The sequence below is a fragment of the Agarivorans sp. JK6 genome (genome assembly GCF_045277145.1).
Lineage (GTDB): Bacteria > Pseudomonadota > Gammaproteobacteria > Enterobacterales > Celerinatantimonadaceae > Agarivorans > Agarivorans albus.
In genome coordinates this window covers 1,703,911-1,728,488 of the sequence record NZ_CP113525.1, presented here as the reverse complement: position 1 = coordinate 1,728,488, position 24,578 = coordinate 1,703,911, and the positions used below count along the sequence as shown (strand labels likewise).

Sequence of the window (24,578 nt, the reverse complement as noted above, 5' to 3'; positions counted from 1 at the left end):
TATTAGTTTTGAGACAGCTAGCTTTCGCTATCTCATTGTAATTACTTGGTTACCTTACTTTTGTAAACCCGCCCCAATAGGCTCTTTTTTACAACCAACTCTTTAACAGACTATTTCTAGGCATTTTTTTGCTTAGTTCTAGACAACTTTACTTGGTTAACCCGTCGCATGCGCCTAAATGCTTTTACTTTTCTGAATGCTATTAGCAAACGCCATACATGCTTTAGGGCCAGTAAGTAACCTGCAAACACCATCAAAAACAAACCGAAAGACAACCAATCAGGTGCACTTAAACAGTTAAGCAATACCCCTACCATAGATATGCTAAAGCTTAGTAAGGTAATGCATATAAGAGTCTGTCTAGAGGTGAAGCCTGCACGCATAAATATGTGGTGTAAATGATCTCTATCTGGCTTAAAGGGAGATTGACCTTTGCGCTTACGGCGAATCATTACCCCTGCCATGTCCATAAGCGGTATAGCAATAACCCATAAAGCAGTTACGGGTTTGAAGGCTGGGGCTTCACCTTGTGAGCCTATTGCCAGCAGCCACACCACGCTTAAGCCAACAAACATTGAACCAGCGTCACCCATAAAAATCTTACTACGCTTCGGGTTGTCAGCTCTAGTCAGATTAAAAATAAGATAGGGAATTAGCGCTACTACTAGGCAAAGTGCTATCCAGGATTCCAGCACGAAACCTTCCAGTATGAAAAGTAAAGATAGAGACAGCATGCTGGTAAAAGTTACACCGCCCACTAAACCATCGATACCGTCTACCATGTTATAGGCATTAATGGCACCCATGATGGCCAAGTATGTAAAGGGTACAGCAGCCCAACCAAGGTGGATGTCACCCATTACCAATAGATTGCCCAAGTTTTCTATACGATCGCCGCTCGCAAACATCATCACACTTGCAGCTACAATTTGGCAAAACATCCTTAAGCGAACACTAAGATCGTATTTATCATCTAGCATTCCTACGAGAAGAATCCCGCCAGAAGCTAACAGAAAGTACTTAAATGAAATGTCGTAGCCTTGAGCAATGACTAGTAGCGATAATACAAAACCTACATAGACAGCAATTCCACCAATAAGAGGAATAGCACCAACATGAAGTTTTCTCTCATTTGGTTTGTCTACCAGTTCATGCTTAATCGCGATTGGTTTTAATACTTTAATCGCACTGTAGGTGCCTAAAAAAGCGACTAACAAGGACAATATAAAGGTGCTCATAAAAACTCACCAAGAGCTATTAAGCAAATAAAATAACTACTAAGCATCGGCACTTCCTTTAGCAAAGTGTCGAACCAATACCAACATCACACCTAAAATGCCGCCTAATAAGGTACCTAACACACATATAAGTGCACGTTTAGGTTTAACTTTTTGTTCAGCAACTACGGCAGGGTCGACCACCTTAAACACAAAATCACCATTGGCTTCGGCCAACATTAATGTTTTAGTTTGTTCTTCTATAAGTTGATAAAAAACAGTTTGCATTTGGGCTACAGAGGTATTTTCTAACTGCTCTTTTAAATAGTTAATATTAGTTAAAGTTTCCTGCTGAGAACGTTCGCGCATCACTTGGTTAATGTCTTTAACCAACCAGTTTACCCACTGTTGTGCCACAATAGGTGAGATGTGTTCTGCAGCTACGGTAATTAAGCCTGTTTCTTTATCGGTCGATATACTTAATACTTCTTTAATGAACACTTCATGGCTTTCTTGCATTGAGGGTTCAGCCCGTTTAGGAGCTTTAACGTCACGCGTCCAACGATTGGCTTGAGCATCGTAAACCTCAGGATCATAGCTCAACTCTCCGCTTACCTGATTCCAATCTTTCGCAGCCATTAAGTCGGCTTTAATCTGATACTTATCTAAAAACTCTTTGAAGAACTGTCGAGACTTTAGCACTTCGATCGCCAAAGTGGTTTGGTCGGTGCCCCCTCCACTTCCTAGGTTAATTCCAGCGAGAGACGCCAAACCTCCAAACTGAGAAGCCATACCACTTAGCTTATTACTCTCTTGATTAGAGGCTGCCAATAAGGCATTGGCTCGGTAGATATTTGGTTGGTTTATCGCGTAAATCACTGCAGCAACAGCAAACAAAGCAGTACACGCAATAATTATCCATTTGCCGCGCCAAATCACTGAAAACAACTCTCTAAGATCTATCTCGTCTTCAGCAACACTTTCAAAATAGGCTGGCGGGTAATTAGGTTGTTGCTGTTGTACTGATTGAGTCATTGTTCACTAGTCTACTTATTAGATAAATAAGCACCCTGTATAAGGGTGCATTAATTGCTATTTTTGGATCGCGTTATAGGCTACACCAATTTGATACAAGATTTGAGTTGCCGCTGTCCAAGTACTCAGGGCGTCACGATAATCGGTATCAATTGGCACTACAATGGTGTCACCTGGCTGTAGAGGTTGTTTATTATTCTTAAACCAAAATCCAGACTCTGGTTTATAAACTGAGCCGTTAGCTCTTACGACAAAGATCCTATCTTCATCAGCTTGTTTTTTAGCACCACCTGCAAAGTTAATATAGTCTTTAAAGCTGTATGCTTCATCCAATAGGTAAGAAGTTGAAATTTGAACTTCGCCCATAATTGTAACGGTGTTTCTATACTGAGGCACATAAAGCATGTCTTCATCTTCTAACATGAAGTCTTTAGCGCTGTCGTCGAGCAGAATAGCGGGTAAATCAACCACCATCCTACCAAGCGCTTTTGTGCCACTCATTTCCTGGATCAGCTCAAGCTGCTCAGTTGGGCTTGAAGATGACGTAAAACTACCTGGACCAGTTTGGCGAAGGCTCTTTTTAGCGACTTCCTGACGAATGCTTTCTGCGTAAGCATCTATTTGACTTTGTTCGCGTACTCGTAACGCTTCGCGAGTGAACACGGCACCATCTTGATGAGCATACTCAGTCAATCCACCCGCTCTAGCAATTACATCACCGAGTGTCTCTCCACGCTTGATAACGTAGGTGCCAGGAAAGCGTACTTCGCCTTGCAGGCTTACCGTGCGTTGCTTACGCAAATTAGGCACTGCCAATACATTTAGCCTATCGCGAGCTTGCAAAACTAGATTTTGTTCAGGAACTCGCGCGATTACATCATTAAGATCAAGACGTAGCAAAGTAACATCGGCATCAGCATCTTGCACAATAGTTCTTGTTAACTCGCTGTGAAGTGCGTAGGCGCCATTTTTCAAGCCGCCCGCAGCATCAATTAAATCCTTTACCGTGTTTTTATTAGTTATTGGGTAAATGCCAGGAAACTTTACTTCTCCAAAAATCTCAACAACCTTTAACTCACGATTTATGCTCGATTGTTCCTGTAACATTATCAGTATCGGAGCCAATAGCTTTTCACGAGTCGATTTAAGCACTTTTTCAACTTCGTTAACCGACATATTAGTAATACGCGCTATTCGCTCTATGTCAGTTTCAGTTTTAGAATCTTCAACTCTTCCTGAGGTGCTTCCCTGACTCCCAGCTAAGCTTGCTTCATTTTGATTTAAAGTACCCGCCGGTCTGTTTGGTAAAGTGGTGGTTTGAGTTTGCTGACTGTATTGACTAAATTGAGCATCTTGTTGGGCTTGCTCACCAACAGTTTGGTTAGCCAACTGCTCGGCGGTTTCCATCTTAGCATTAAGACTTGCGGCATCAGCACTTAATAGGTCTTTCTCTTTAGCACCAATTTGAAAAGCTTCACTGAACAGTTCTAAGTCATATTTAGTAAAAACTAGAATTTCGTCTTCTGGCTTTAGAAGAATGTTGTCTGCTGAGTGCTTTTGGTTAATTGCATTCTCTAGATCTACTTGTAAAATCGTTATTGAACGATCTTTCTCTTTGCGCACAACCAAGCTGTAATTGAGGTCGCTGCTTGTATTTAAACTTCTTTGTACACTAGGAAGCAGATCAGAAATGCGCAGACCTTTTCGCCATTGGTAGCGACCGTCTCGTGCTACATTACCTTTAAGCGATACATAGTTTGGTGTTCTTTTATCCACTTGCTCGATAGTTAAAAAATCACCGTTTTGAAGATTCCTTTTGAGGTCTGAGCTATCGTTTAAATCAAGGGTCAATAGGTCGATTAAACCTTCACCGGTGATACGCTCAAACCTAGCCGACTTTTTAAATGCTTTAGTTGTATAACCGCCAGCTAATGAAATCAGCCCTTTTACCGTTTCTTTGCCACTAATTTCGTAAATAGCAGGGCGAACAACTTCACCTTCCACGCTTACAGTATCACTGAGAGGGCCAACAAAAATCACATCGCCACTACGTAACTGGAGGTCATTACTAGTATCACCTTTTATCAGCAAGTCGTATAAGTCAAACTTACTCACCAGTTGACCATCACGCAATAAGCGAATATCTCGCAGACTACCTTGTTGATTAATACCGCCACTCGCATATAGCGCGTGTGTTATACTAGAAAGAGAGCTCACCAAATATTTACCAGGTTGGTAAGCATCACCCAATACAAACACTTCAACAGTACGCAACTCCCCCATAGTCACATTACTACGTACACCGATTTTCTTTTCATTAATTTGTTGTGTAATCAGCTCTCTAACTTCGATAAATGTTAAACCAGAGACATTTACGGGGCCGAGTTCAGGAAAACTAATACTTCCGTGGCGATTTACTCTAAATTCAAAGCTACTGTTTTCTTTACCGAATAATTGCACATTTAATGTATCACCAGGCCCTAAGCGATAGTTATCAGTAACGGGGATGTTGTTAAGTGGGGCAAACGTCGTTGGTTGCGTAGCAAAAACATCTAGGCCAAAACGTTGCAGTTCTGCGGTTTCGCCAGCACTATTTTTGCCTGCAAGCGCTTGTTGCTCAGCTTGTAAGTCGCGCTTTTGCGGTAACTGAGGGGTAATGTTTTGCGGTGATTGAGATTGAGTTACCGAAGAATGAGAAAACTGTGATATATCAACACCGTATTGTCTGGCTAACGCTGCTTGTTGATCAGCTGGTAGGCTCTTGAGCATTTGAACTTGATCAGGGCTAAGGTTCATAGCAAGAGAAAAATGAGATACCCCTAACAAACAAACTACAATGAGACTCTTAAGTCCAAATTTCATTATTTAATCTTCTCTTTCTCAATCAACAAATTTATTCAACAGCAACACAATTAATAACGCGCTCGATAATACTTCAATTCAGTTCTTTACGTAAACTTACAATTGCGATTTGTTCTAAGTTTTCAGTGCAAGTTAGTTTATTGCGCGAAATCCGCACGTTCACCTCTTACAGCCTTGAGACTGTAACCGGCTAAAAATCAGAACCGATATTGAAATGCTAAGTTGATTCCACCAATTTTTGCTTTGCTTGAATTTAAGCTACTTAAATACTCTATAGTTACTGCACTATTTCGGCTAAACGCGTAGTGAGCGCCCAATCCGAAACTCGTTCCACTTTCTGTACTACTCGCTACATTTTGTTGATCTAATTTTGCTAATGAGCCACCTAACAATGCGTACATTGCGGTTTGCTCAGTGATAGGTAGATTACCTTTAACTAATAATGAGCCCAAGCTATCAATAGATATCCCCCCAGAACGGCCAGTAGAGACGCCATACCTTCCTTCCAGAGCTAGATAATCATTAAAGAAGTGCCCTACTTGAGCTTGTAGTACCCATGGTTTGCCTTCACTGCTTGAGGCACCATCAGAGTTATATTCAGTAGAAGTATAAGAAAAGATAGCCCCTGCGTAGGTATTGGCATGGGAGGCGGCGGAAGTTAGTAAAAATATAAGAAAACAGAAACAAATTTTTAAGCGTTTCGACACTATCACGGAGCGATTCCCTGCACTATACAATAATGGGGAAAAAGTATAACACAGCAATTTCATGGATAAATACCATCGGTAGTCCAACAGTTTGATATTCAAGCGCTTTACAAAAGTTAAAATACTATTAATTGTTTTAAAAACAGCACCCTAGATTACTGAAAGGCCTTTCTGGAAAAGATGGATATTTTATCTATTTTTGATACAGCACAAATGTAACAACCAATAACTGCTTAAATAACCAACAGAAAAACTAATTTAGCTAAGAATAATACCTTTCTATGTCGCAAATAAGCTGCTTTAGTAGCTCAATGTCAAAATGATTAACTCCAGCGGCAGCTTCTCGCCCTCCGCCAGATTTATAGTTACTACAAATGCTCCCTGCTCCATGTTTTTTAGCAAGAGGAGCGCGCAAGCTAACTACTGCTGCTTGACTATCAATTTCGGTTAAAACCAAATGCGCCAGTGCGGGGTGTTGGTTTGCTTGCTGATTGCCAAAAACGCCGCTTATCCGTCTGGCCCAAGCAGCGTTAGGTAAGATAGTTACTTTTACAATAGAGCTTTGGTAGTGAGCTTTTACGCTGTTGGCAAGATTCATATCTTCTTGATAAGCAGTTTTTAGCTGATGATAGGTAGATTGGCTATCGGCAATAGCTTCAAATGGGGAAGTATATTCAAGCAACTGTTTAAATAGCGTAGCAGGCTCATAATGAAGATCGGCTAGCGCAGCACCATACCCGTTGTAATTAACTAAAGTACCTAGCTCTTTTAACTGTTCGCTTTGCAATTCGCTTAATTGAGCTTGCTGACACAACACATCTGCTTTCGCGATTAGGTTATCACCATAAGCAGCAGCAATTGCCCAATGGTGATATTTTCCCTTAAGCTTTTCATCTACCAACAGTGCAGTACAAACATCCGCATCGGTATTAATATCGGCTAGCAGATTTGGGTGCGTTGGTATTTCACCAGGACGATGATGGTCAACATAATGCACATTAGCGCCAACATCTAAGGCTTGCAGTAATCCTTCTCGGTTTTTTTCCATAGAAATATCGAGCACGGTGACTTGATCATTTGGCTGAAAATCAAAATCATTCATCAACTGATTTTCACGCTTAACCCCTGTAAGCAAAATACTGTTTCGGGGCTCGTTTAAACGAAGCTGAATCAGAGAAATGATACCATCTGCATCACCGTTGAAAATATCTATGTGTCGCAAAGAAAACCTCGTTACTAAGCCTTAACAATACCCGCATCAATTAGCGCATTAACCACAAACTCTGCACATTGCTCAACCGACTTACCATCGGTTTGCACGTGTACATCCGCTTTTTCCGGCGCTTCATAAGCTGAGCTTATACCGGTAAAGTTTTTAATCTCGCCACTGCGAGCCTTTTTGTACAAGCCTTTTGGATCACGTTGCTCACACACTTCTAGAGGAGTATCAATAAACACTTCAAAAAATTCGCCATCGCTTAGTTGATTGCGAACCAGCGAGCGGTCTGCTTTAAATGGAGATATAAAAGCAGTAGAAACTACTAAACCTGCGTCTACAAACAGCTTGGCTACTTCACCAATACGACGAATATTTTCTACACGGTCAATGTCTGAGAAACCTAGATCACCATTTAGCCCATGGCGAACATTGTCACCATCCAGAACATAAGTATGAACGCCGCGTTGATACAATAAGTAATCAACTGCGTTAGCAATAGTAGACTTCCCTGAGCCGCTTAAACCAGTAAACCAAAGTACGCAGGGTTTGTGGCCTTTTTTCATCGTGCGTAACTCTCGATTAACACTGTGATTATGCCAAACCACATTCTCGCTCTTTTTTTCCATAACTCGCCTACTCTGCTATTTAAATAAAATCACTATAAAGGAAAAACTATTGGAACCAATACCAAAACCACCAAGCCATAAACCAAGGCTACCGGTAAACCTAATTTAACAAAGTCTCGTAAACTGTAGCGACCGGCGTTATACACCATTAAGTTGGTTTGATATCCATATGGGCTTACAAAGCTAGCACTCGCTGCAAAAGCTACCGTCATTACAAAGGTCATCGGATTAGCTCCTAATGCGTTAGCCAAGCCATAAGCTAAAGGAAACATTAAGGCCGCCGCCGCGTTGTTGGTAACCAACTCGGTAAATATCCAAGTTAGTAGGTACACTGCCACTAAACTCAGCATAAACCATTGGCCACTTAAGCCGCCGTTAAACAAGGCCTCTAGTAACTCCACTAAACCTGCATTATGCATGGCCTGAGACAACGCCAAAGCCGAGGCAACAATTAACCATATTTCTTTAGGAAAACGGCGTACTAATTCACTGGGAGTTAAGCACCTGAAAAAGATTAAACCACCTAACAACACAACCATCGCTTTAAATAGACTAACCAAGCCAATCGCTGCAGCCCCCACGGCTAGCACAAAACCACCAATTGCAATAAGCTCTGAAGCACCATTTAGACGGGTATCGGGCTCAACACCACTTACCACGATAAAGTTTTTGCTTAGGTTAGTACGCGACTTAAAGTCTGCGCCAACCGCCAACACCAAAAAGTCTCCGGCCTGCAGGGTTATTTCGCCTAGCTTCCCTGATACTCTTTCGCCATCTCGCTTAATGGCCACAACCGCCGCGTCGAAGCGGGCACGAAATCCGGCGCCTTTTAAGCTTTTCCCCACCAACATGCTTTCTGGGCGAATAACTACTTCGGTAAGATTAGAGCCCAATAAGCCATTTGAATCTGCAAATGTTTGCAGCCCGGAGAACTGATTAAGTTGCATAACTTTTGTAACGTCGCCGCTAAAAATAAGCCGATCGGCTTGTTGCATCACTTCGGTGGGAGCTACCGGGCTAATCAGTTTTCCATCTCTAACAATTTCCACAAGGAACAGTGACTCTAAGTGACGTAGCCCATTTTCTTCAACACTCTTACCAATTAAGGCCGAATCCGCTTGAATCTTTGCATCAATAAAGTAGCGATGATAATGATTTTCTTCACGCTTGTGATCAGGTAAATAGCGTGAAAAAAACGCCAAAGTAAAACCGCAAGCCACCACTGCAACCAAGCCTATTAAGGTGAAATCAAAAAAGCCCAAACTTTCACCAGTGCTCTCAAGCAGCAAGCTATTTACGATAAGGTTGGTAGAGGTGCCTATTAAGGTAAGCGTTCCACCTAAAATAGCCGCGTAAGATAAGGGCAACAATAAGCGGCTAGCGCTGTGATAAGGATTATTACGAATTGGTGCCAATAAAGTGGCAACTACTGCGGTATTATTTAAGGCAGCAGAAGACAGCACCGTGGTGGAATATAATCGAAGCCAAGTAGAACGAAGCGATGGTTTAATGATGGAGGCCGCCAGCACTCGCAATAGTCGTGTTTTTTCCAAAGCAATCGAGCATAGCATTAACAGAACCAAGGTCATTAAACCTTGGTTCGATACACTAGCCAACAGCTGATCGCTACTAACTAGATCAAGCACGAACAGCAGTAGCATTACCCCACCAAAGATTTTGGCAGGATACTGCTGATAACGAATTAGAGACGCAATGGTGCCAATAAAAATCACTAGCACCAATATGGCCTGTATGCTCATTACTTAAGTAGTTCGCTTAAGTCTTTAGCATCCCAATGCGGGAAGTGTTTACGAACAAGCGCATTAAGTTCTAACTCAAATGCAGAGAACTCTTTCTGCAGCCCTGCTTCTTCTAAACTACCCTTTGCCGTAATAATACCGGCACCTACAGTTACATTGGAGATACGGTCAATAATAATAAATGAACCAGTGCCTTTGGCTTTGTTATAGGCATCAAAAGCAACTTGCTGGCTAAACTGAACTTGGCAAGAACCAATCTCGTTTAAGCCTAGGCGAACAGCTTCTTGCTCTTCTAAGGTATTCACATCTATTTGGTGCTCGATCTTAGCGATAGAGCCTGAAGTAGTTTTAGACGCTAGTTTAAAATCGTATTGTTTGTTAGCAATCATTGGCTCTTCGGCCATCCAAACAATGGTCGCTTCTGCGCTGCTGGCTACCCAAGGTTTATTGTTGCTATGTACCAGCATGTTTCCACGACTTGCATCAATTTCATCTTCTAAAGTAAGAGTTACCGCCATAGGCGCGTAAGCTTCATCAATTTCGCCATCAAAGGTGACGATGCTTTTCACTTTCGAGGTTTTGCCTGAAGGTAACGACGTTACTTCATCGCCTTTGCGCACAACACCAGAGCTGATCGTGCCGCAGAAACCACGGAAGTCTAGGTTTGGACGATTAACGTATTGAACAGGGAAACGGAAGTCATCAAAGTTTTGTCCGGCACTAATTGGCGCACTTTCTAGCATGCCCATCAAGGTTTCACCGTGATACCAAGCGCTTTGTTCACTGCGCTCTACCACGTTGTCACCATTTAATGCAGAAATTGGCACAAACTTGATGCTATCGATATTCAAATTCTCAGCAAACTTTTGATACTCTGCTTTAATCTCTTCAAAGCGAGCTTCGGAAAACTCGACTAAATCCATTTTGTTAATGGCTACAATTACTTGCTTAATGCCCAGTGTTGATACAATAAAGCTGTGGCGGCGAGTTTGTACTTGCACGCCATAGCGGGCATCAATCATTACAATAGCTAAATCACAGTTCGATGCGCCAGTTGCCATGTTACGGGTGTATTGTTCATGACCTGGCGTGTCGGCAATAATAAACTTACGCTTTTCTGTAGAGAAATAACGGTAAGCAACATCAATGGTAATACCTTGCTCACGTTCCGACTGTAAACCGTCAACCAATAGCGCTAAGTCAAACTCACCATCTGTGGTATTAAAACGTTTCGAGTCATTTTTGATGGTTGCTAACTGATCTTCAAAAATCATTTTTGAATCATGCAATAAGCGACCAATTAAGGTGCTTTTACCATCATCAACGCTACCACAGGTTAGTAAACGTAGTAGCTGTTTCTGTTCATGTTGTTGTAAGTACTCTTCGATATCTGAAGCAATCAATGTTGATTGATGAGACATGGTATCCTCGCTTTCCTAGCTTTCGCCAGCGTCAAAATTCTTGTTCTGTTCCAACCCAATAACTTGAGCAGGTAAATACTGTTTAGAAGCCTGCTATTTCCTTTAGAAATAACCTTCCATTTTCTTCTTCTCCATTGACCCTGCGCTATCGTGGTCAATCACTCGACCTTGTCGTTCAGAGGTTTTAGTCAACAGCATTTCTTGAATAACTTCAGGTAGAGTTGTGGCTTCCGACTCTACGGCTCCGGTAAGTGGGTAACAACCTAAAGTACGAAAACGTACCATTTTGTGTTGAATTTCCCCTTCTTCAACTGGCATACGCTCATCATCTACCATGATTAGAGTGCCGTCACGCTCAACTACTGGGCGCTCTTGAGACAAGTAAAGAGGAACAATTTCTATGTTTTCTAGGTAGATATACTGCCAAATATCTAACTCGGTCCAGTTAGATAGCGGGAATACACGAATACTTTCGCCTTTGTTTACTTTAGAGTTATAAGTATTCCAAAGTTCAGGGCGTTGTGATTTTGGATCCCAACGGTGGTTTTTATCACGGAATGAATAAACTCGCTCTTTAGCTCGTGATTTCTCTTCATCACGACGCGCGCCACCAAAGGCAGCATCAAACTGATATTTGTTTAATGCTTGCTTTAAGCCTTGAGTTTTCATCACATCAGTGTGCACTGCACTACCGTGAGAGAAAGGGCCAATACCCATTTCAAGACCTTCAGGGTTTTTATGCACTAGCAATTCGAAGTCGTACTTTTCTGCCATGCGGTCACGGAACTGGATCATTTCTTTAAATTTCCAGTCGGTATCTACGTGCAGTAATGGGAAAGGAATTTTTCCGGGGTAGAAAGCTTTACGCGCTAAATGAAGCATTACCGCGGAGTCTTTACCCACAGAGTACAGCATTACCGGGTTGTCGAACTCAGCCGCTACTTCACGGATGATATGGATACTCTCGGCTTCTAATGCTTTAAGATGAGTTAAGTTATAATTTTCCATTTAGTCTTCAGCTCTTAATTCGTTATATCGTTATAGAATATAAAACAAGCTCAGACTAACTGATAAAGCTGACTACTACTAGTAACCGCGCTATAACATTATGCTACTTTTAATAATCTGAGGTTCTAAGAAGATATAAGTCTATAAGTATAGAGAGAATGCAACTGGAGCTGAACTCTTCGTTTCTATTTTAAATAACCTGTATAGACATTAAGAAAGCACATTGTTACGAAATTAAACCTACTCTTTCTAGAGTGCTTTTAACCAATCTTGAGCCTTTAGATACCAATCAATGGTAAGCTCAATGCCTTGTTCAAAAGATACTGCTGGCTCATAACCCAATTCTTGTTGAGTTTTTCTGGCGTCAATAGCATATCTGCGATCATGCCCGACTCTATCTTCAACAAAACTTATTAACGATTCAGCATTACCTGCAATAGCAGCTTTAGCCAAAGGATACTGCATCGCCAATCTAGATGATTTTCTGAAACGTTGGTTTAATAATCGACAAACCAACTTTACGATTTCGATGTTGGCCCATTCATTATTGCCGCCGATATTATAGTTTTCCCCTATACGCCCCTTATCTAGGACCAACTCGATACCTCGAGCATGGTCTTCTACAAAGAGCCAATCTCGAACTTGCATACCATCACCATAAATAGGTAACGCTTTGTTACTTAGTACATTAGTGATAACTAATGGGATAAGTTTTTCTGGGAAATGAAACGGACCGTAGTTATTTGAACAATTAGAGGTTGTTACTTCCAAACCGTAGGTATGGTGATATGCTCGGACTAAGTGATCGCTAGCGGCCTTGCTTGCAGAGTAAGGTGAGTTGGGGGCGTATTGAGCATCTTCTGCGAAAGCTGGGGCATTGGGCTCAAGAGATCCGTATACTTCATCTGTACTAACGTGATGAAAGCGATGTGGTAACGGCGGTATACCTTGGGCAATTGGGTGGTCAATCCATACTGCTTTAGCCGCTTTAAGTAAACTATAGGTTCCGATAATATTGGTTTCAATAAATGCATCAGGTTCAGTAATTGAGCGGTCAACATGAGACTCTGCAGCAAAATGTACAATGGTATTAAGCTCTTCTTCAACTAACAAACTCTGCACCAAGTTGGTATTACAAATATCTCCCTGCACAAATTTAAAATTATCGTGGGTCTCTACATCAGAAAGACTTGCTTTATTTCCTGCGTAAGTCAGAGCATCCAAAACAACAAGTTGATCATTGGGGTGATGCTGTAACCAATAGCGTACAAAATTGGCACCAATGAACCCGGCACCACCGGTTACCAATATTCGTTTACTCATATCTCTTTTCACTATCAAAACTTATGACACAAGTGCATTTAGGTACTTGCCATAAGCATTATTTAGCATTGGTGCTGCTAAGGCTTTTAACTGTTGTACGTTAATTAAACCCAGCCGGTATGCAATCTCTTCTGGACAACACACTTTCAAACCTTGTCGTTTTTCCAAAACAGCAATAAACTGAGCGGCTTCTAGCAGTGAATCATGAGTCCCCGTGTCTAACCAAGCACTACCACGACCAAGCAGCTGAACTTGCAATAAACCTTTGTCCAAATATAAGTTTATAAGATCTGTAATTTCTAGTTCACCGCGCTTAGAAGGTTTAAGTTGTTTAGCTAAGTCAACGACTTGATTGTCAAAAAAATAACAGCCCGTAACTGCAAAGCTAGACTTAGGTACTTCTGGCTTTTCCTCAATAGACAACACCTTTCCATCTTTATCAAATTCCACAACTCCATAGCGCTCAGCATCGGTGACATGGTAACCAAACACACATGCTCCGGTACATTGTTTGGCCGCAGAACTTAAAGCTAAAGGCAAGCCCTGTCCGTAAAACAAGTTATCCCCCAACACTAAACATGCGGCACAGTTATCAAGAAAGGTCTCAGCAATCAATAGTGCTTGAGCAATACCATCGGGCGTATTTTGCTCAGCATATTCAAATCTTAGTCCCCACTGAGTTCCATTACCTAAAAGCTTTTTGAAACGAGGGAGATCCTCGGGAGTAGAGATAATTAGGATGTCTGTAATTCCAGCTAGCATTAATGTAGCTATTGGGTAATAGATCATAGGTTTGTCATAAACAGGCATTAACTGCTTACTAATCACTTGCGTAATCGGGTATAAACGAGTCCCGGACCCTCCAGCCAAAACTATTCCTTTACGTCGCAAAACAACCTCTAACAAAAATCATAAAGCATTAATTTTAGCTTACCGGAAACAGTTTTAAGTTAATACGATCGTCGGCCAAGTTTTTAAAGCGCAAGCTAAAGCCTATGTCGGAGAGTTTTCCGATACTTTCTAAGTAATGAGCATCGGCGTTGAGACCTAAAGGCATTCCGGGATGAGCCGCATCAAAAGGAGTTGGTGCATCTAACAAACCCGCATTGGCAAACAATACTTGATCGTGCTCTATCACACCATACAAGCAGGCAACTGGTGCCCGTAGATCGGCCGCTTTAATAATACGGTTAAGCGTACTAAGCGCTTCGCTCGGTTGAAGCGCTGTAGGGTCATTAACCAAAAAACGATTCCACATGTCTTGAAAAAAGCCATTTATAATGACTGCAGCAACCACACCTTCATCACCTAATAAGCAAATATCAACCACCAAAAAACCTACATGATGCTCGTCAATTTGCTTAATAATCGGAAACAGAGATTGTCCTTTCAATCGATAATGACAAAAGAACCCGATGATTTCTTGGGTATTCTCTGGAAGAATTTCATTCAATACCATGCTCGCTTGAGCATCATTGGCCTTAAAGTGGGCTTTATGTTCATCAAACTCGGCAAATTCCATTTGCAGGCTGTGCTCGTTAGCCATTGAAAGGTTAGCAAGAATGGTGTCGGTTAACTCATTAAAATCGGTAAGCGGTTTAACTAAAAAGTCACTAGCACCGAGCTGCAATACCTTACGTAAATCGGCCATGGTGCTTTTACCGGAAATAACCACAACACTGCCGGGGAAGTTGTCTAAGCGTTGCAGCAGTTCTACCCCATTCATGCGCGGCATGATGAGGTCCATTAAAATAATATCGTAATGTTGTTGATTGATAGCATTAAGGGCTTCTTGTCCATCTCCTACAGCCCCAACCATTGCGCCTTGTTGAGTTAGAAATGCGAGCAACTGCTGACGAAACACCACTTCATCTTCTACAACTAAAATTGAGATCCCGTATAAAGGGTTATCGTCGCGCTCCAGCACTCTCTCCAAATATCCTTATTAATTAATACGTTAATAGCATTTAGGTGGTCTAATGTGTTGATAATATAAGCAAAGTAATAGCAACGCCAGCAAGCATGTATAAAATTTATACCACACAAAGGTATGTAAAAAGCCAAATCTGGGTTGGCAGCGCTAACACTAGCAGCAGAGGCTGTTAGGTGCGCCGAACGATACTACTTACAAGCATAGTTCAGCTTAATTAATAATCTTCCAACTCGTCTAAATAATCTTCTAAAGCTGAATCGATATCTTGTTTTGAGGATGTTGGCGGCTTACCGTTGTAGAAGCGATATAAGCGATACTGTAAGTAAGCATCTTTAACAAAGGTATAGCTGTCTAGCGAGTTATCCAATAGAGGTTCTTGCTCAATAACTGACGCACGTTTGTACAATCCGTCTAAGCCCCACTTAATCACCTGCTCAGCAAACGTTAAGTTGGTTAATGGCGATGCAAATGCGTCTACCCAGTCGCCAACTTCCTTACGTACTGTGGTTGGCCCAAGTACAGGTAACATTACATAAGGCCCTTCTGGCACCCCGTAAAACCCCATTACATCGCCGAATTCTTCAATGTCTCGCTGTACACCGGAGCGCCCCATTAAATCGAAAATGCCAAAGATACCAAAGCTGGAATTAAACAAAAATCGAACTAGATTATTAGAAGCACGTTCTACCTTACCTTGCAGGAGGTGGTTAGCAAAACTAGCGGGCTCTTCCAAGTTACGAATAACGTTGTTCATGGCTTCGCGAATACCAAAGGGTAAGTACTCGGCATATACATGTGTTACAGGACGATAAAGAGGCTTATCCAAATAGTTATAGTTGAAGTTCCACATGCTTCGATTGAAGCCCTCGAAAGGATCGGAGAAGTCTTGATAAGGCTCATCAAAAGCCTCTACTTCATTAGCCATTGTGGTAGATGCAGTAGACAACATAACAGCAAACATCAAAAAAGCTGTAACTACTTTACGCACTCAGACCCCCTTCCTTGGTCGGATACCTATCGCAAATCAACTCACCAAATAATTTGCGAATACAAATAAAAAAAGGTTGCTAAGCAACCTCTTTTTATTATGGCATCTATGTTAAGAGCTGAATAGTAAAAACTATTAACACTTACAATATTAATACATAATTACAGGGGAGTATCGATAAGCAAACTTATTGCTTGTTCTTCGCCCTGAGAGATAGCAGAAGATTGCCCTTCCCAATCGCCTTCAATGGTTTGTACATTGTTATCGTAAGATAAGCGTGCGGTAATATAAAAATCGCCTTGCTGAGAAAGCTTAAGACCTTCCATCATGCTATCACTGTCTGACAAATTCACCGTGACAGGAAAACGCGGATGCGCTACTTTTTTGGCCGCCAAAGGCATTGGCGGCCCATTCACAGACTTAGCGAACACAAACAAGAAGCTTGAGCCTGGCACTTCCAACCCTTCTTTCACGTCTACAGTGATACTGTAGCTAGGACCACTTGCTGGATTGTTTTCAACCACCGCTTGCTCAACAGCCGGGATTTGTTCCGCAACTGGCTCTTGCTGTTGAGCAATTTGCGCTTCGGCAAACTCAATACTTTGTTGCAGCATTTGATAACGCTCAGAATCAGCATCAACCAAACTTAGCATTCTCTGCCAGCGATCAATAGCCAACTGAAACTGCTGTTGCTCAAGTGCCATAAAAGCATACAAGGACCAAAGCTCTAATTGACTAGAGTCTTGCTGTAGGGCTAATACTAATAGTCGCTCAGCTCGCGCTTGTTCACTGGGTTCGCCACTGTAGAATAAGGATTGAGCATAAACAGCTATAATATTGGCACTTTTTGAATCGCGCATATAAGCCTGCTCTGCGGCATCGGTCATGATGTCTAAACGATTTAGAGCCTGGCCAACTTTAGCCAATAAAAACCAACCGCGTGTATCACTAGGGTCATTATGTAACTTGGTACGCAAGCCTAAAGCGAACTCATTTAAGTCTTGTTCACTTACTTCACCACCTTGGCCAAGCAGCACCTTGTTACTCAGCTCTGGCATTTTTTGCACAATCGCCTGCCAGTCTTGAACCTTTTCAGCACTGCCTAGTTTGATATACATGCCAATGGAAATAGCCACCACAAAAACCACACCGGGAAGCGCAACCCAAGGGGAAATGGCACTACGTTTGGCATCTGCTTCTTCGGGAATATCATCCAACAAATTATGCTGAAGTTCGCTCACTAACACTGAGCTATCTTCCGCTAAGCCTTGCGCATTTTCTTGTTCAATTTCAATTAATCTATCTTTGTAGAGAGTTTTATTTAGTTCTGTTTGAGTCACCGAGCGACTGTCTCGTTGTCGCCACAAAGGCAAAACAACAACCGCCACAGCCAACAGGGTTAAAACGGCAGCAGCCAACCAAAATATTGTCATTATTTTTCTTGCTCCGTTTGTTTAATTAGCTGCTCAAGGCGTTCTTGTTCGGCCACATCTAGCGCAGGTTTTGCGTCTTTTCTTCTTCGGGCTAATCGCCACACAGTAAATCCACCAATCAATATAATTAAAACCGGCGCTATCCACAGGGTAAGTACGGCTGGAGTAAGTGGCGGGTCGTAGCGCACAAAGTTGCCATAGCGCGCTACCATATAATCCAATACTTCTTGTTTATCACTGCCCGACTTCACCATTTGGTAGGTTTTCTCGCGTAAGTCTTGAGCAAGCCCAGCGTTAGAATCAGAGATGTTGTTGTTTTGACATTTAGGGCAACGTAACTCACGTGTTAACTCTCGAAACAGCTCTTCCTGTTCTGGGTTATCAAACTCCTGAGCTGAAATCGCAGCGTTCGCCAATATAGGAAGGCCAAGTAACAGCACCGCAAAAAAGCTTTGAAAAGTTTTCATCATGATTAATCCAAACCAGCAAATATTGGCGCAAGCTCTGCTTGCCAATTACGCGCGTTTACATCACCCACATGGCGATAACGAATTACGCCTTGGCTATCGATAAAATAGGTTTCTGGAGCACCATACACACCAAGGTCTAATGCCAACAGGCCCTTGCCATCGTACAAATTCACTTGATAGGGGTTACCGAGTTGCTCCAACCACTTTATCGCTTTAATTCGATCGTCTTTGTAATTTAAGCCAACAATCTTAACGCCTTGTTCAGCCAAGGAGTTCAGAAAGGTATGTTCTGCGCGACAGGTAGGACACCAGGTAGCCCAAACATTTAGCAGCAAGGGTTCACCCTTAAATATCGCAGCATCGTGTTGCTTATCTTGCTGATAAATATCTTGCAAAGTGAATTGCGGAACCGGCTTGCCTATTAATACCGACTCAAGCTCGGTAGCGTCACTGTACAAACCGCGATACAAAAACACTGCCATAAACAAGAACGCGATAAGAGGCAGTAAAAAATAAAATATACGCTTATTCATTTAAGCCTCCTCTGCTAAATCAGTGCTTTTACTACTCGCACCTTTTACAGGTGGCTTGCCACTTAACTGCTCTTGCTTAACTTTGAAACGATAGCGTTTATCCGACATGGCAAATACACCGCCAATTGCCATAATAATTGAGCCTAGCCAAATCCAGCGGATAAAGGGCTTGTAATATAGGCGCACTGCCCATGCTCCACCGGGGAGCTGTTCACCCATTGCCGCATATAAGTCACGCCATAAGCCTGCATCAATGGCGGCTTCTGTCATCATATTTCGTTGTACCCGATAGAAGCGTTTTTCTGCACGTAAGGTTGTTGCTAAGTGCTCATCTTTATATACGTCTATCACCCCAACATGGCCTTCATAGTTTGGACCAACTAGAGGCTCAACCTGTTTGAAGTGGAAAGAGTAAGCAGCAAAGGTAACCGAATCACCAGGCTCTAAACGCAAGTCACGTTCAATACTGTAATGGCTAGTTAATGCCACGCCTATTACCGTTACCGCAAGACCTAAATGGCCAAGTACCATTGCCCAATGAGAACGACTGAGTACTTTCAAACCTTTGGTGAAAGTGTGGCGATGAGTAGCACGCAAATATACTTCTAAGGCTGTACAGCTAATCACCCAAAATGATAAGGCAAGCGCCATGTAAGCCAAGGCATAGAACTTCGGCGCGAGCATTACTAATAATGCAGCTGGCACCAATAAACTAAATGCTGCTAAAGCCAGCAGCCAACCTTTAAGGGGGCGAATATCTTGGCGCTTCCACCGCAGCAAAGGACCAATACCCAAAGCAATCGCAAAAGGCACAATCATCCAGCTGAACATTCGGTTAAAGAAGGCCTCACCAATTGAGATGCTGCCAAGGCCGATTTCCTTGTGAATAAGCGGCAATAAAGTACCCAACAATACCACCACTAAGGCAGCTACTAGTAAGATGTTGTTGATTAACAAAAAGGTCTCGCGAGAAAACAAACTATAGGTTCCGCGACTTTTCACCTGTGAGCCACGAATAGCAAACAGCAATAAGGAGCCACCAATCACCACCAACAAGAAGCCTAGAATAAACAAGCCTCGAGCGGGATCGCTCGCGAAGGCATGCACCGAGACCAATACGCCGGAGCGAACTAAAAAGGTTCCTAATAAACTAAGAGAAAACGCGGATATAGCCAGCAACACAGTCCAGGATTTAAACACCCCTCGCTTTTCGGTTACCGCTAAAGAATGCAGCAGCGCAGTACCCACTAACCACGGCATAAATGAGGCATTTTCTACTGGATCCCAGAACCACCAACCGCCCCAGCCTAATTCGTAGTAGGCCCACCAACTTCCTAGTGAGATACCTAAAGTAAGGAAAATCCAAGCCGCCATTGTCCAAGGGCGAGACCAACGAGCCCAAGTGGAATCTAAACGTCCAGCCATTAGAGCAGCGATAGCAAAAGCAAAAGCCACCGAAAAGCCTACATACCCCATATACAAAAGAGGTGGGTGGAAAATTAACCCAACATCTTGCAATAAAGGATTCAAATCTTGTCCATCAACTGGGAAAAATGGCAAAGTTCTGTCGAAGGGGTTTGAAGTAAGCAAGATGAACAGGTAAAAACCTACACATATCATCCCCATTACTGCTACTACCCGCGCAACAGCGTCGAGCGGTAAGCCACGGCTGAACATTGCTACTGCAGCGCCCCACCCCGACAAAATCATTGCCCACAGCAATAATGAACCTTCGTGCGCACCCCAAACAGCTGATAAACGGTAGTAAACCGGTAACTGGCTGTTCGAGTTATTAGCTACATAAGCTACCGAGAAATCATTTATAGCAAATGAGTAGCTTAAGACTACAAAAGACAATGTAACGAAGGCAAACTGCGCTAGCGCTAAAGGTCGAGCAAGTTTCATTAATGAAACACTATTTTTACTCGCGCCCCATAGCGGGTACACACTTTGTAAAATAGCTAACGCACAAGAAAGAATTAATGCGTAATGTCCAAGTTCCGGGATCATAGTTACCGTCTCTAGTGTCCAGAGCCTTTAAGCTGGGCTTCTGTATATTCTGGTTTAAAGTGTTCCATACCTTCTAGTGCTTCAGCCACTTCCTGTGGCATGTATTCTTCGTCGTGTTTAGCGAGTACTTCGAAAGCATTTACGGTTGTAGCATTGGCTAATTCACCTTGCGCTACAATGCCTTGTCCTTCTCTAAATAAGTCTGGCAGAATGCCTTCATAGTTAATGGTTACAATACCACCACCAGCATCGCTCAGCTTAAAACTAACTTGCAAGCTAGTTTGCGAGCGCTCAACCGTACCAGGTAATACCAAGCCACCAATTCTTAACCGTTGGCCTACTTCGGGTTTAATCTCGTCTTTTCCCTTGCCATTTACCAGCTCGGAGGGAGTGTAAAATAGATCGATATTCTGTTGTAACGCAAACAGCAACAAGCCGATAGAAGCCCCCAAACCAATTACAATTGCTAGAACAATCGTTAAGCGTTTTTTACGTCTTGGGTTCATAAGCGTTCAGTTACCTCTTTTGCTGCTTCAACTCGTTGCTGTCGCGCAGATTGGCGCGCAACAGATTTAAAAATGGCATTTCGTTTAACAATACTGTCTATCACTATACCTACCATGGCTAGAGCGCTTACCCCAAACGCAAGCCACACATAAAAACCATAACCACCCATAGCAAAAAAATCTGCGACTGATTCAAATTGCATCGTGCTACCCCTTTGCTTGAATATGGCGTTGAATAAGTTGTTGTACCCATGGTCTACGTTGCTCGCGGCGCAACAGTTCAGTTCTAAAGCGAACCAAGCTCACCGCGCCAAGGAAAAATCCAAAGGCTAGAATATTAAGCAGTAAGGGCCATAGCATTCGAGAATCGATAGAGGGTTTATCAAACTTGGTAATGGTTGCGCCCTGATGCAGGGTGTTCCACCACTCTACTGAGTAATGAATAATAGGTAAATTAATTACACCAACAATGCTGAGAATGCCTGCAGCGCGACCAGCCATGGTTTTATCAGAAAAAGCGTTATACAGTGCAATAACCCCCAAATATAAAAACAGCAGTATTAACTCTGAAGTAAGGCGCGCATCCCATACCCACCAGGCTCCCCACATTGGTTTGCCCCAAGCAGCGCCGGTAAATAAGGCAACAAAAGTAAATACAGCGCCAACTGGCGCAACAGCTGCTACATACATATCAGCTTGTTTAATTTGCCAAACTAAACCAATAAAAGCTGCTATGGCCATTGATGAGTATGCGCCCATCGACATAATTGCTGAAGGCACATGAATATAGATAATCCTAAAACTGTCGCCTTGTTGGTAATCGGCAGGTGCAAATAAAAGGCCCCACACTAAACCTACAGAAAAACACACAATGGCAAAAACACTAAACCAAGGCACAAATTTTCCCGCTAGGGTGTAACTCGCCTCAGGTTTTGCATATGGATGTAACCATTTCCACATAATGGTATTTACTCTCTCGGTCTTATTCTAAATTTAGTTAATGCTTACTCTTAGCGCTGCAGCCGTGGCAAAAGGAGCCAAGGTGAGTGCAAGTAAGCTTATGGCACCCATGATCGCTAAATGCCCGGCATAGGGCAAGCTTAATGACGCAGCTTCAATCGCAGATGTCGCAAAAATCAACACCGGAATATACAAAGGCAAAACTAACAAGCTAAGTAAAACGCCCCCTTTGCGTAAACCAACGGTTAAGGCGACCCCTACAGAACCAATCAAACTCAATACTGGGGTTCCTAGCACTAAGGTGTAAAAGGTAGCTTGGAAACTTTGCCATTCTAAAGACAGAAGCACTGCCAAAAGAGGCGAAAGCAATAAGATAGGCACACCTGTTATCAGCCAATGGGCCACGATTTTAGCCAAGGCTATCAATGCTAGCGATGAGCCACTCATCAGCATCTGCTCTAAAGACCCATCTGCAAAATCATCTCGAAATAAACGCTCTAAAGACAATAACGAAGATAACAGCGCAGCCACCCACAAAATACCCGGCGCTATTTTAGCCAATAACAAGGGCTCTGGCCCTACTGCAATGGGGAATAAGGTAATAACGATGAGAATAAACCACAGCGGGTTAAGCACATCTGACTTTTGCCGAAAAGCGGCTAGAAGCTCACGCTTAACAACAGTAGTAAACGCATGCATTACAGCACTTCCTCAAAGGCCGGCTTAATCTCCAAGATTCGATAATCAGAAGTAGGAATATTTAACTCTTGATGAGTTGTTAACAACACCATTCCTCTTTTTTGAGCATGAGACAAAATAACCTGTTCCAAATACGCGACGCCTTGTTTATCTATCGCGGTAAATGGTTCATCAAGGATCCACAATTTGCGCGCAACCAGCCACAACCTAGCCAGCCCTACTCGGCGCTGTTGTCCTGCAGAAAGATGAGCAACAGCTTCTTCTTCTAAGCCTGCTAAACCTACACGGGTTAACAAAGCGTAAAGCTGTTCTTGCTCCATGCTTTCGCCAGCCAATCCTAGATAAAAACGTAAGTTTTCTACTGCACTAAGTTCGGCCTTTACCCCAGCATGATGGCCTAGATAAAGACACTGTTGATGGTATTGCTCAGCCTGCTGGGAAATGGCTTCATCTTGCCAAAAAATTTCACCACTTTCGGGGCGTGACAAGCCGGAAATCAATCGCAATAAACTGGTTTTACCGGCGCCATTTGGCCCGGCAACTTGCAAAATTTCACCCGGTGATAATGTGAAAGACAAGTCGTCGAACAATACTCGTTCCTCACGTACACAACTCAGTCCATTAACCTTTAACATTCAACTATTTTCTTGCCCAACACACAGGCTAGGATGTTAACACAGCTAAGCCTAAAAACTAGATTGAGCATAAGGATTAACGCCATGTTTACAGCGCTTTGCAATACAAGTAACAAAAACATAGCCTGTTTGTATATTGCGGCATTTCAGTTGAGCGCTAACATGCTCTCGCAGTTTATTTGAATTGATGAAGCCATAAATAGAAATGTAAAAGAAGCGAGGAAAAAACCAAGAATTTGAATCGGGCTAATGAGGTTAAATCATTGAGTGTAAACACGGAAGGCTAAACAAAAGCATTCTCTAGCTATAACCAGCTTAACTAACTTGCCCTTTCATTTTATTGCGTAAACTTAGTAGCAATTCAGCTTCAGCTTTTGGCAGCTCACACTCGCGCATAACTTCATCTAAATCTGCACCTAATTCAACCAGCTTTACCGCTCGAGTATACAATTTGCTGTCGGGATCTTGCGATTGGATTTGAGAGGTACGAAGGAAAGCTTGCTCTACTTGTTCACTTTGCCGTTCTAACTCACCCACCAAAGAGGCATTGGCTTGATGAATTTCTTGCAGTTGCTTTTCAACCACTCGATGTGACTGAAGAAGATTTTTGGTGACTACCTCTAAGCTTTGCATTTTTTGCTCATTGGCTTTCAATTGCTGTTGCGCCTTGTTGCTGAACCAAATAGCACCAACAAGGCAAACAACGGTTGCCACTAGGGCAATCAGATTAATCCAATCCATTTATAGTGAGCTTACTTCGTCCCACTCTTCATCAGAAAGCAGTTTATTTAGATCAACTAAGATGAGCAATTGTCCGTCGCGATTACTCACACCTTGGATAAACTTAGCGCTTTCTTCAGTACCCACATTAGGCGCGATATCAATCTCAGACGAGCGCAAGTAAACCACTTCTGCAACACTATCAACCAAGATGCCAATCACTTGAGATTCTGCTTCGATAATAACAATTCGAGAATTTTCTGTGATATCAGAAGAAGGCAACCCAAAACGTGAACGGGTATCAATAACCGTAACTACATTGCCGCGCAAGTTAATAATACCTAGTACATAATTTGGCGCACCTGGTACTGGGGCAATTTCGGTATAACGCAATACTTCTTGTACCTGCATTACGTTGATGCCATAGGTTTCACTTTCTAGCTGAAAAGTCACCCATTGTAATACTTCATCTTCGGCAATATTTTCTGCGATGTTACGCTGCTCGCTCATCTG

Annotated in this window: 24 protein-coding genes; all 24 read right to left on the bottom strand. The window is 42.6% G+C overall.

All coding sequences use genetic code 11. From position 1 onward, the window contains the following. Positions 1–116: 116 nt before the first annotated feature. The 24 genes from wecA to OV592_RS08055 all read right to left on the bottom strand — a co-directional run bounded on the left by wecA (position 117) and on the right by OV592_RS08055 (position 24,575). Positions 117–1,238 (bottom strand): UDP-N-acetylglucosamine--undecaprenyl-phosphate N-acetylglucosaminephosphotransferase, encoded by a 1,122-nt coding sequence (wecA, locus tag OV592_RS08170; RefSeq protein ID WP_406611037.1) that lies wholly within the window; start codon positions 1,236–1,238, stop codon positions 117–119. Positions 1,239–1,277: 39 nt separating this feature from the next. Further along, a complete protein-coding gene (locus tag OV592_RS08165; protein ID WP_406611036.1) occupies positions 1,278–2,252 on the bottom strand; it encodes a Wzz/FepE/Etk N-terminal domain-containing protein in 975 nt (324 codons plus the stop codon). 57 nt (positions 2,253–2,309) lie between these two features. Continuing rightward, positions 2,310–5,114: an SLBB domain-containing protein gene (locus OV592_RS08160; RefSeq protein WP_406611034.1), complete on the bottom strand. Its 2,805-nt coding sequence runs from the start codon at positions 5,112–5,114 to the stop codon at positions 2,310–2,312. 197 nt (positions 5,115–5,311) lie between these two features. Beyond that, positions 5,312–5,821, bottom strand: coding sequence for an outer membrane beta-barrel protein (locus OV592_RS08155; RefSeq protein ID WP_406611033.1), 510 nt, complete (start codon positions 5,819–5,821; stop codon positions 5,312–5,314). 262 nt (positions 5,822–6,083) lie between these two features. Further along, on the bottom strand, positions 6,084–7,043 hold the full coding sequence (locus OV592_RS08150) for a DHH family phosphoesterase (RefSeq protein ID WP_406611032.1): 960 nt from the start codon (positions 7,041–7,043) through the stop codon (positions 6,084–6,086). A 14-nt stretch (positions 7,044–7,057) separates the two neighbouring features. Beyond that, on the bottom strand, positions 7,058–7,666 hold the full coding sequence (cysC, locus tag OV592_RS08145; RefSeq protein ID WP_406611031.1) for an adenylyl-sulfate kinase: 609 nt from the start codon (positions 7,664–7,666) through the stop codon (positions 7,058–7,060). Between the two features lie 32 nt (positions 7,667–7,698). Next, positions 7,699–9,426, bottom strand: coding sequence for an SLC13 family permease (locus OV592_RS08140; protein ID WP_406611030.1), 1,728 nt, complete (start codon positions 9,424–9,426; stop codon positions 7,699–7,701). Beyond that, on the bottom strand, positions 9,426–10,847 hold the full coding sequence (gene cysN / locus OV592_RS08135) for a sulfate adenylyltransferase subunit CysN (protein ID WP_406611029.1): 1,422 nt from the start codon (positions 10,845–10,847) through the stop codon (positions 9,426–9,428). Before cysN ends, OV592_RS08140 begins: the two co-directional genes overlap by 1 nt. A gap of 102 nt (positions 10,848–10,949) precedes the next feature. Further along, a complete protein-coding gene (gene cysD, locus OV592_RS08130; protein ID WP_406611028.1) occupies positions 10,950–11,855 on the bottom strand; it encodes a sulfate adenylyltransferase subunit CysD in 906 nt (301 codons plus the stop codon). Between the two features lie 249 nt (positions 11,856–12,104). After that, positions 12,105–13,178 (bottom strand): dTDP-glucose 4,6-dehydratase, encoded by a 1,074-nt coding sequence (rfbB, locus tag OV592_RS08125; protein ID WP_338625485.1) that lies wholly within the window; start codon positions 13,176–13,178, stop codon positions 12,105–12,107. A 21-nt stretch (positions 13,179–13,199) separates the two neighbouring features. Further along, complete coding sequence (gene rfbA, locus OV592_RS08120) at positions 13,200–14,069, bottom strand: glucose-1-phosphate thymidylyltransferase RfbA (protein ID WP_406611027.1); 870 nt, start codon at positions 14,067–14,069, stop codon at positions 13,200–13,202. A gap of 34 nt (positions 14,070–14,103) precedes the next feature. Further along, a complete protein-coding gene (locus tag OV592_RS08115; RefSeq protein WP_406611026.1) occupies positions 14,104–15,105 on the bottom strand; it encodes a response regulator in 1,002 nt (333 codons plus the stop codon). Between the two features lie 220 nt (positions 15,106–15,325). Further along, a complete protein-coding gene (locus OV592_RS08110) occupies positions 15,326–16,099 on the bottom strand; it encodes a VacJ family lipoprotein (RefSeq protein WP_016401678.1) in 774 nt (257 codons plus the stop codon). 161 nt (positions 16,100–16,260) lie between these two features. Next, positions 16,261–17,532, bottom strand: a complete 1,272-nt coding sequence (gene ccmI / locus OV592_RS08105) for a c-type cytochrome biogenesis protein CcmI (protein WP_406611025.1) — start codon at positions 17,530–17,532, stop codon at positions 16,261–16,263. After that, positions 17,532–18,002: a cytochrome c-type biogenesis protein CcmH gene (locus OV592_RS08100; RefSeq protein ID WP_406611024.1), complete on the bottom strand. Its 471-nt coding sequence runs from the start codon at positions 18,000–18,002 to the stop codon at positions 17,532–17,534. Before OV592_RS08100 ends, ccmI begins: the two co-directional genes overlap by 1 nt. Before the next feature lie 2 nt (positions 18,003–18,004). Further along, complete coding sequence (locus OV592_RS08095; protein WP_016401681.1) at positions 18,005–18,535, bottom strand: DsbE family thiol:disulfide interchange protein; 531 nt, start codon at positions 18,533–18,535, stop codon at positions 18,005–18,007. Then, the gene (locus OV592_RS08090) at positions 18,536–20,545 is read right to left on the bottom strand and encodes a heme lyase CcmF/NrfE family subunit (protein WP_406611023.1); all 2,010 of its coding nucleotides are present in this window, start codon (positions 20,543–20,545) and stop codon (positions 18,536–18,538) included. 11 nt (positions 20,546–20,556) lie between these two features. Beyond that, entirely contained in the window at positions 20,557–21,051 is a 495-nt protein-coding gene (ccmE, locus tag OV592_RS08085) for a cytochrome c maturation protein CcmE (RefSeq protein WP_016401683.1), read from the bottom strand. After that, the gene (gene ccmD, locus OV592_RS08080) at positions 21,048–21,254 is read right to left on the bottom strand and encodes a heme exporter protein CcmD (protein ID WP_016401684.1); all 207 of its coding nucleotides are present in this window, start codon (positions 21,252–21,254) and stop codon (positions 21,048–21,050) included. Before ccmD ends, ccmE begins: the two co-directional genes overlap by 4 nt. 4 nt (positions 21,255–21,258) lie before the next feature. Next, positions 21,259–22,011 carry a heme ABC transporter permease gene (locus OV592_RS08075; protein ID WP_152781302.1) on the bottom strand — a complete coding sequence of 251 codons (753 nt, stop codon included), beginning with the start codon at positions 22,009–22,011 and terminating at the stop codon, positions 21,259–21,261. A 33-nt stretch (positions 22,012–22,044) separates the two neighbouring features. Continuing rightward, positions 22,045–22,710, bottom strand: a complete 666-nt coding sequence (ccmB, locus tag OV592_RS08070; protein ID WP_016401686.1) for a heme exporter protein CcmB — start codon at positions 22,708–22,710, stop codon at positions 22,045–22,047. After that, entirely contained in the window at positions 22,710–23,345 is a 636-nt protein-coding gene (gene ccmA, locus OV592_RS08065) for a cytochrome c biogenesis heme-transporting ATPase CcmA (protein WP_406611022.1), read from the bottom strand. The genes ccmB and ccmA overlap by 1 nt, the downstream gene beginning before the upstream one ends. 315 nt (positions 23,346–23,660) lie before the next feature. After that, entirely contained in the window at positions 23,661–24,086 is a 426-nt protein-coding gene (locus tag OV592_RS08060; protein WP_016401688.1) for a DUF2802 domain-containing protein, read from the bottom strand. Then, positions 24,087–24,575 (bottom strand): chemotaxis protein CheW, encoded by a 489-nt coding sequence (locus tag OV592_RS08055; protein WP_016401689.1) that lies wholly within the window; start codon positions 24,573–24,575, stop codon positions 24,087–24,089. Positions 24,576–24,578: the final 3 nt, after the last annotated feature.

What these genes read in the sequence shown, in the direction of transcription:
- wecA (WP_406611037.1), bottom strand. Translation starts at nt 1,238, where the DNA reads ATGAGCACCTTTATATTGTCCTTGTTAGTCGCTTTTTTAGGCACCTAC.
- OV592_RS08165 (WP_406611036.1), bottom strand. Translation starts at nt 2,252, where the DNA reads ATGACTCAATCAGTACAACAGCAACAACCTAATTACCCGCCAGCCTAT.
- OV592_RS08160 (WP_406611034.1), bottom strand. Translation starts at nt 5,114, where the DNA reads ATGAAATTTGGACTTAAGAGTCTCATTGTAGTTTGTTTGTTAGGGGTA.
- cysC (WP_406611031.1), bottom strand. Translation starts at nt 7,666, where the DNA reads ATGGAAAAAAAGAGCGAGAATGTGGTTTGGCATAATCACAGTGTTAAT.
- OV592_RS08140 (WP_406611030.1), bottom strand. Translation starts at nt 9,426, where the DNA reads ATGAGCATACAGGCCATATTGGTGCTAGTGATTTTTATTGGCACCATT.
- cysN (WP_406611029.1), bottom strand. Translation starts at nt 10,847, where the DNA reads ATGTCTCATCAATCAACATTGATTGCTTCAGATATCGAAGAGTACTTA.
- cysD (WP_406611028.1), bottom strand. Translation starts at nt 11,855, where the DNA reads ATGGAAAATTATAACTTAACTCATCTTAAAGCATTAGAAGCCGAGAGT.
- rfbB (WP_338625485.1), bottom strand. Translation starts at nt 13,178, where the DNA reads ATGAGTAAACGAATATTGGTAACCGGTGGTGCCGGGTTCATTGGTGCC.
- ccmI (WP_406611025.1), bottom strand. Translation starts at nt 17,532, where the DNA reads ATGACAATATTTTGGTTGGCTGCTGCCGTTTTAACCCTGTTGGCTGTG.
- OV592_RS08100 (WP_406611024.1), bottom strand. Translation starts at nt 18,002, where the DNA reads ATGATGAAAACTTTTCAAAGCTTTTTTGCGGTGCTGTTACTTGGCCTT.
- OV592_RS08095 (WP_016401681.1), bottom strand. Translation starts at nt 18,535, where the DNA reads ATGAATAAGCGTATATTTTATTTTTTACTGCCTCTTATCGCGTTCTTG.
- OV592_RS08090 (WP_406611023.1), bottom strand. Translation starts at nt 20,545, where the DNA reads ATGATCCCGGAACTTGGACATTACGCATTAATTCTTTCTTGTGCGTTA.
- ccmE (WP_016401683.1), bottom strand. Translation starts at nt 21,051, where the DNA reads ATGAACCCAAGACGTAAAAAACGCTTAACGATTGTTCTAGCAATTGTA.
- ccmD (WP_016401684.1), bottom strand. Translation starts at nt 21,254, where the DNA reads ATGCAATTTGAATCAGTCGCAGATTTTTTTGCTATGGGTGGTTATGGT.
- OV592_RS08075 (WP_152781302.1), bottom strand. Translation starts at nt 22,011, where the DNA reads ATGTGGAAATGGTTACATCCATATGCAAAACCTGAGGCGAGTTACACC.
- ccmB (WP_016401686.1), bottom strand. Translation starts at nt 22,710, where the DNA reads ATGCATGCGTTTACTACTGTTGTTAAGCGTGAGCTTCTAGCCGCTTTT.
- ccmA (WP_406611022.1), bottom strand. Translation starts at nt 23,345, where the DNA reads ATGTTAAAGGTTAATGGACTGAGTTGTGTACGTGAGGAACGAGTATTG.
- OV592_RS08060 (WP_016401688.1), bottom strand. Translation starts at nt 24,086, where the DNA reads ATGGATTGGATTAATCTGATTGCCCTAGTGGCAACCGTTGTTTGCCTT.
- OV592_RS08055 (WP_016401689.1), bottom strand. Translation starts at nt 24,575, where the DNA reads ATGAGCGAGCAGCGTAACATCGCAGAAAATATTGCCGAAGATGAAGTA.